Genomic DNA, 5696 nt, shown 5'->3' on the forward strand with positions numbered 1-5696 from the left:
CTGATACACCATGAGCGCGGTGTTCTCGATGGACTGGCGCATCATCCTGGGCTCCAGCACCCTCCCGGCGGTCATCCTGTTCGCGGCCCGGCTGGGCATGCCCGAGTCCCCCCGGTGGCTGATGACGCAGGGCCGGACCGAGGAGGCCCGGCAGGTCGCCCACGACTACCTCGAGTCGCCTTCCGAAGCCCTCGACCTCTCGAACGAATCCACTCGCCCCGGCACCTTCGGGATGCTGTTCTCGCGCGGCTACTGGCGGGCCACGACATTCATCTCGGTGTTCTGGTTCTGCGCCGTCACCCCGTACTTCGCCATCGCCACGTTCGCGGCCAGCGTGCTGTCCGACTACGGCCTGGGCGACGGCTTCGGCGGGGCCATCGGGATCAACGGCCTCGCCCTCGCCGGTGTGCTGGCCTCGCTGGCGCTCATCGACCGGGTCGGCCGACGCAGGCTGACCATCCCTCAGCAGTGGGTGTGTGCGGCCGTGCTCGTCGTCATCGGGCTGTGGTCCTCCGCTCCCTCCGCGCTGATCCTTGCCTGCTTCCTGATCTTCGCCTTCGCCAACGCGATGTGTACCGCCCTCACCGGCGTCTATCCGGGCGAGATCTTCCCCACGGAGATCCGCGGCCTCGGGACCGGATTCGCCACCGCCTTCAGCCGGGTCGGCGCCGGCCTGGGCACCTTTCTGCTCCCGTTGGCGATGCATCATCTCGGCGCGGGGCCGACGATGCTCATCGCCGCGGGCATCTGCGTGGTCGGCGCCGCGGTCTCCCAGGCCCTCGCCCCGGAGACGATGGGACGCCCGCTGAGCGAGACGTCGGCCCCGCACGCGGACGCGGCCGTCGAGAAGAAGGCGTAGCTCCGACGGCACCCATACATCCAAGGTCACAGCCCTCTGTGCGCACACGTGGACGCGGCGGCATGCCCGTCGTGTCCACGTGCGCGTTCACTATGCGAACGACGCAACCGAAGTGGGATTGGAGGCCTCCAGAATCACGAGAATCCGACCATGTTGAACCCGTTGACACCACGCCTTACGAGACTCCAACATTCGAATTGAACGCGACGTTCGCTTAATGAACGTTCTTCGTTGCGGGCAGAGCCCGCCACTCGCCTGGAGCGCAGCATGAGCAACCAGCCCTTGAAACTCTTCGCCTTCGACGTGACCGCCCCCGCTCACCTGACCGCGGGGTCCTGGCGGGACGCCCGGGACCAGGGCGCGCGCTACACCGACCTCTCGTACTGGACCGGCATGGCCCGGATGCTCGAAGACGCCCGCTTCGACGGCATCTTCTTCGCGGACACCGTCGGCTACCACGACGTCTACGCCGGCTCACCCGACGCCGCGATCCGGGACGCCGGGCAGTTCCCGATCAACGACCCGACGCTCGTCGTGTCGGCGATGGCCGCCGCCACCCGCCACCTGGGCTTCGGGGTCACGGCGTCGCTGACGTACGAGCAGCCCTACGCGCTGGCCCGCAAGTTCAGCACGCTGGACCACCTGACGGCCGGCCGGGTCGGCTGGAACATCGTCACGTCGTACAACGAGTCGGCCGCCCGCAACCTGGGGCTCGGCACACAGATCCCGCACGACAAGCGCTACGACATGGCCGACGAGTACCTGGAGGTCTGCTACAAGCTCTGGGAAGCCTCCTGGCAGGACGACGCCGTCGTCCGCGACGCGGAGGCGAGCGTCTACGCCGACCCGCGGCGCATCCACCCCATCGAGCACAAGGGCACCTACTTCGAGGTCCCGGGGGTGCATCTGTGCGAACCGTCGCCGCAGCGCACCCCCATGCTGTTCCAGGCAGGCGCCTCCTCGCGAGGGATGCGCTTCGCCGCACACAACGCCGAAGCGGTCTTCGTGAACTCCCTGACGCCCGAGATGACCCGGCGCGGCGTCGACAAGATCCGCACCGCGGTCGCCGAGGCGGGCCGTGACGCGCGCTCCGTGAAGGTGCTGGCCCTGATCACCGTGATCGTCGCCCCCACGGACGCGCAGGCCCAGGAGAAGTTCGAGCAGCACGTGCGCAACGTCAGCTACGAGGGAGCCCTGGCCCGCTTCGCCGGCTGGACCGGCATCGACCTGAGCTCCCTCGACCCCGACACTCCCCTCGAGTACGCGGACGTCGACGGCTCCCGCTCCATGGTGGAGATGTTCTCCAAGGCCGACCCCGACCGGACCTGGACAGCCCGGCAGATCGCCGAGTTCATCGGCATCGGCGGCAGCGGCGCGGTCGTCGTCGGCTCCCCGCAAACCGTCGCCGCGGAGCTGCGCCGGTGGCAGGAGACCGCCGGCATCGACGGCATCAACCTCAGCTACGCGACGAAGCCGGGCAGTTGGGAGGACTTCATCGAACTGGCCCTGCCCGAACTGCGGCGGCAGGGCCTGGTCCGGGACTCCTACGACGAGAGGACCACCACCCTGCGCGAAAGCTTCTACGGCGCCGGGCGGCAGCTCACCCTGCCCGACCACCCGGCCTCCGCGATCCGCGCGAACGCCCCGCGGCACCAGGGCGCACCGGCCTGACGGCCCATCGCACCGGGCGCGTCCCGCGCGGGCCGTGCGCCCCGACACCTTCTCCGCTCGCCGCACCGCAACGACTCGCCGCACCACATCAGCTCGCCGCACCAAACCCGCTCGTCGCACCACATCGAAGGGAGCGTCATCATGACCACCACCTCCTCCGGCACCCAGCTCGACCCGACCGTCCGCATCGACCAGACGGACTTCCGCCACGTCATGTCCCACCTGCCCACCGGCGTGGTGGCCGTGACCGGCGTCGAGCCGGCGACGGAGCAGCCCGTCGGCATGATCGTCGGTACGTTCCAGTCGCTCTCCCTCGACCCGCCGCTGGCCACCTTCAGCGTCGCCCGCACCTCCAGCAGCTGGCCCAAGGTCCGCAGCGGCGGCCGGTTCAGCGCCAGTGTCCTGGCCGAGGCCCAGGAGTCCGTGTGCCGCTCGCTGTCCCGCAAGAGCGGGGACAAGTTCGCCGACGTGGCCTGGCACGCCTCCCCGGACGGCGCCCCGCGCATCGACGGCGCCGTCGCCTGGATCGACTGCGAGCAGGTGCAGGAGCTCGACGGGGGCGACCACGTCATCGTCATCGCCCGTGTACTGCGCATGTCCACCGGCCCCGGCGAGCCGCTCGTCTTCCACAAGGGCCGGCTCGGCAGCTACCGGGACCCGATCGCCGCCTGAGGCCCGGCCCTCCCGGCCCGACCCGACAGCTCGCGGGCGGCTGCCCCGTCCTCGCCGCCCGATTTCCCTCCGAGACCGGAACAGGACACACCATGAGCACCACGCGCCCCTCCGCGACCGAGCCGGAGACCGCACCGGAAGAAGTCGAACGACTCCTCGCCCGGGCAGCCGCCGCGGCGCCCTCGTGGGGTCGGTTCACCCCCGCCGCCCGGGCCGACACGCTGACCGCCGTCGCCGACGCGCTGGACGCACGGACCGGCGAACTGGTGCCGCCGGCGGCTGCGGAGACCGGCTACACCACCGGCCGCCTGACCGGCGAGATCAAGCGCACCACCGTGCAACTGCGCATGTTCGCCGACCGGGTGCGCTCCGGCGCCTACCTGGATGTGACGATCGACCGGGCCGACCCCGAGTTCGTCCTCGGCCCGCGCCCCGAACTGCGACGCCACCAGGTCCCGATCGGCCCGGTCGTCGTCTTCGCGGCGGGCAACTTCCCCTTCGCCTTCTCCGTCGCGGGCACCGACACCGCCTCCGCGCTCGCGGCCGGCTGCCCGGTCATCCTCAAGACGCACCCGGGGCACCCCCGTACCTCTGCCGCGACCGCGGCGATCGTGCACGAGGCGCTGGCCGAGGCGGGGGCTCCCGAAGGCGTCTTCGCCATGATCACCGGCCGGCAGGCGGGCGTCACGGTGCTGCGCGACGCCCGGATCAGCGCCGCGGCGTTCACCGGCTCCGTGCGCGGCGGCAGGGCCCTGTTCGACATCGCCGCCGCCCGCCCGACCCCGATCCCCTTCTACGGCGAACTCGGGAGCATCAACCCCGTCGTCGTCACCGAGGAAGCGCTGGCCGAGCGAGCGGAGGAGATCGCCTCCGGCTTCGTCGCCTCCTTCACCCTGGGCACCGGCCAGTTCTGCACCAAGCCGGGCGTCCTCCTGCTGCCCAGGGACGCGGACACGGCACAGACGGTCGAAGTGATCGCCCGTGCGGCGGGCGAGGTGGCTGCCGCCCCGATGCTGAGCGCCGACATCGCCACCGGCTACGGGTACCGCCTCGCCGAGATCACCGCGGCCGCGGGCACGGACGTTCTCGTCAAGGGGGCCGTCTCCACGGACGACGGGGGAGTGCCCCAGGTCTCGCCCAGTCTGGTCCGCGTCGCCTCCGTGGCACAGCTTCGTGCGGCGGCCGCCGTCCTGCTCGAGGAGTGCTTCGGCCCGGCCGCGCTGGTGGTGCCGTACGACACGGAGGAGGAGGTGGAAGACCTGCTGGCCGACCTCGACGGCGCCCTGACCGTCAGCATCCACACCTCCCGGGAGGCCTCCGGTGCGCCGGGAGGCGACAAATACCGGCGGCTGGTGGAACTGGCGCAGCAGCGTGCCGGACGAGTCGTCTTCAACGCGTGGCCCACCGGTGTCGCCGTCACCCATGCCCAGAACCACGGCGGCCCCTACCCGGCGGCCACCTCCGCGCACACCTCGGTGGGAACCGGCGCGGTGTGGCGCTTCCTGCGCCCGGTCGTCTTCCAGGACGCGCCGGACGATCTCCTCCCGCCGGCGCTCCGGGAGAGCAACCCGCTGCGGGTCCCGCGCACCATCGACGGACAATCTGAGCGGCTCCCGGCCACGGCGACGGAGAGCTGACCCGGGTCAGACCCGGTCGGCCGGGACGTCCTTGTCGCCCGGCCACATCAGATCCACGAGCTGGTCCGTCGCGCCCTGCATCCGCTGCAGGGCCTCGGGGATACGGTCGCGGCCGAAGCGGTAGCGAGGCGCGTCCACGGTGAGGATGGCCACCAGACTGCCGGCCGAGTCACGAAGGGGGCGGGACAGCGAGAGCAGTCCCTCCTCCAGCTCGTTGTCGATGATGGAATAGCCCTGCTCACGGACCTGCTGCAACTCTCTGAACAGGGCATCCCGGTCGACGATCGTGTCGCGGGTCAGGGACTCCAGCCGCTCCGGCAGGGCCTTCTCCAGGTCCTCCGCCGTCAACTCGGCCAGCAGGATCTTGCCGGTGGAACTCGCGTGCAACGGCCAGTGCTGGCCGATCAGCGCCCCGACCGACACCCCCACGACATGGGCGCCCTTGGCAGCCGCGATCAGGTCCAGCTCCCGGCCGGGCGGCGTCGGCACCGACATCGTCACCGTCTCCCGGAGCGTTTCCGCGAGTTCGTCCAGGATGGGCTGGATCCGCGAGACGAGGCCGGCGTACGGATCGGCCTGCCGCGCCAGCCGCGCGAACTCCCAGCCCAGGGTGTACTTGGCGTCGTTCCGGTCGACGAAGCCGGTCCGCTCGAAACTGTTCAGAAGCCGGAACGCCGTCGGCCGGGACAGCCCCACGGCCTTGGCCAGGTCCGTGACCGTCGCTCCGGAGCCGTGCCGTGCCAGTTCGCGGAGCAGCTGTACCCCCTTCACGACCGACTTGTTGGTGAGTCCGTCATCTTCGGACATGGAGCTGACCACGCCTTTCCAGCCGACCGGGTAGTCCGACTGTTTGATCC

5 protein-coding genes are annotated in these 5696 nt (G+C 70.8%); 4 read left to right on the plus strand and 1 reads right to left on the minus strand.

Annotated features, from left to right (window positions below):
- Positions 1–28: 28 nt before the first annotated feature.
- The 4 genes from ACFTZL_RS40000 to ACFTZL_RS40015 all read left to right on the plus strand — a co-directional run bounded on the left by ACFTZL_RS40000 (position 29) and on the right by ACFTZL_RS40015 (position 4839).
- Complete coding sequence (locus ACFTZL_RS40000) at positions 29–859, plus strand: MFS transporter (RefSeq protein ID WP_382593983.1); 831 nt, start codon at positions 29–31, stop codon at positions 857–859.
- A gap of 267 nt (positions 860–1126) precedes the next feature.
- Positions 1127–2530 (plus strand): LLM class flavin-dependent oxidoreductase, encoded by a 1404-nt coding sequence (locus ACFTZL_RS40005; protein ID WP_382593986.1) that lies wholly within the window; start codon positions 1127–1129, stop codon positions 2528–2530.
- A 141-nt stretch (positions 2531–2671) separates the two neighbouring features.
- Positions 2672–3202 carry a flavin reductase family protein gene (locus ACFTZL_RS40010; protein WP_382593989.1) on the plus strand — a complete coding sequence of 177 codons (531 nt, stop codon included), beginning with the start codon at positions 2672–2674 and terminating at the stop codon, positions 3200–3202.
- Between the two features lie 92 nt (positions 3203–3294).
- Positions 3295–4839: an aldehyde dehydrogenase (NADP(+)) gene (locus ACFTZL_RS40015; RefSeq protein WP_382593992.1), complete on the plus strand. Its 1545-nt coding sequence runs from the start codon at positions 3295–3297 to the stop codon at positions 4837–4839.
- A 6-nt stretch (positions 4840–4845) separates the two neighbouring features.
- On the opposite strand, the gene ACFTZL_RS40020 is transcribed toward ACFTZL_RS40015, so the two are convergent.
- On the minus strand, positions 4846–5696 hold an 851-nt coding region (locus tag ACFTZL_RS40020; RefSeq protein ID WP_382593995.1), incomplete at its 5' end, for an IclR family transcriptional regulator.

Source organism: Streptomyces sp. NPDC056948, assembly GCF_042674225.1.
In the GTDB taxonomy this organism is placed as follows: Bacteria; Actinomycetota; Actinomycetes; order Streptomycetales; family Streptomycetaceae; genus Streptomyces; species Streptomyces purpurascens.

Coding starts and splice junctions, on each gene's coding strand:
- ACFTZL_RS40000 (WP_382593983.1), top strand. CDS start 29: ATGGACTGGCGCATCATCCTGGGCTCCAGCACCCTCCCGGCGGTCATC.
- ACFTZL_RS40005 (WP_382593986.1), top strand. CDS start 1,127: ATGAGCAACCAGCCCTTGAAACTCTTCGCCTTCGACGTGACCGCCCCC.
- ACFTZL_RS40010 (WP_382593989.1), top strand. CDS start 2,672: ATGACCACCACCTCCTCCGGCACCCAGCTCGACCCGACCGTCCGCATC.
- ACFTZL_RS40015 (WP_382593992.1), top strand. CDS start 3,295: ATGAGCACCACGCGCCCCTCCGCGACCGAGCCGGAGACCGCACCGGAA.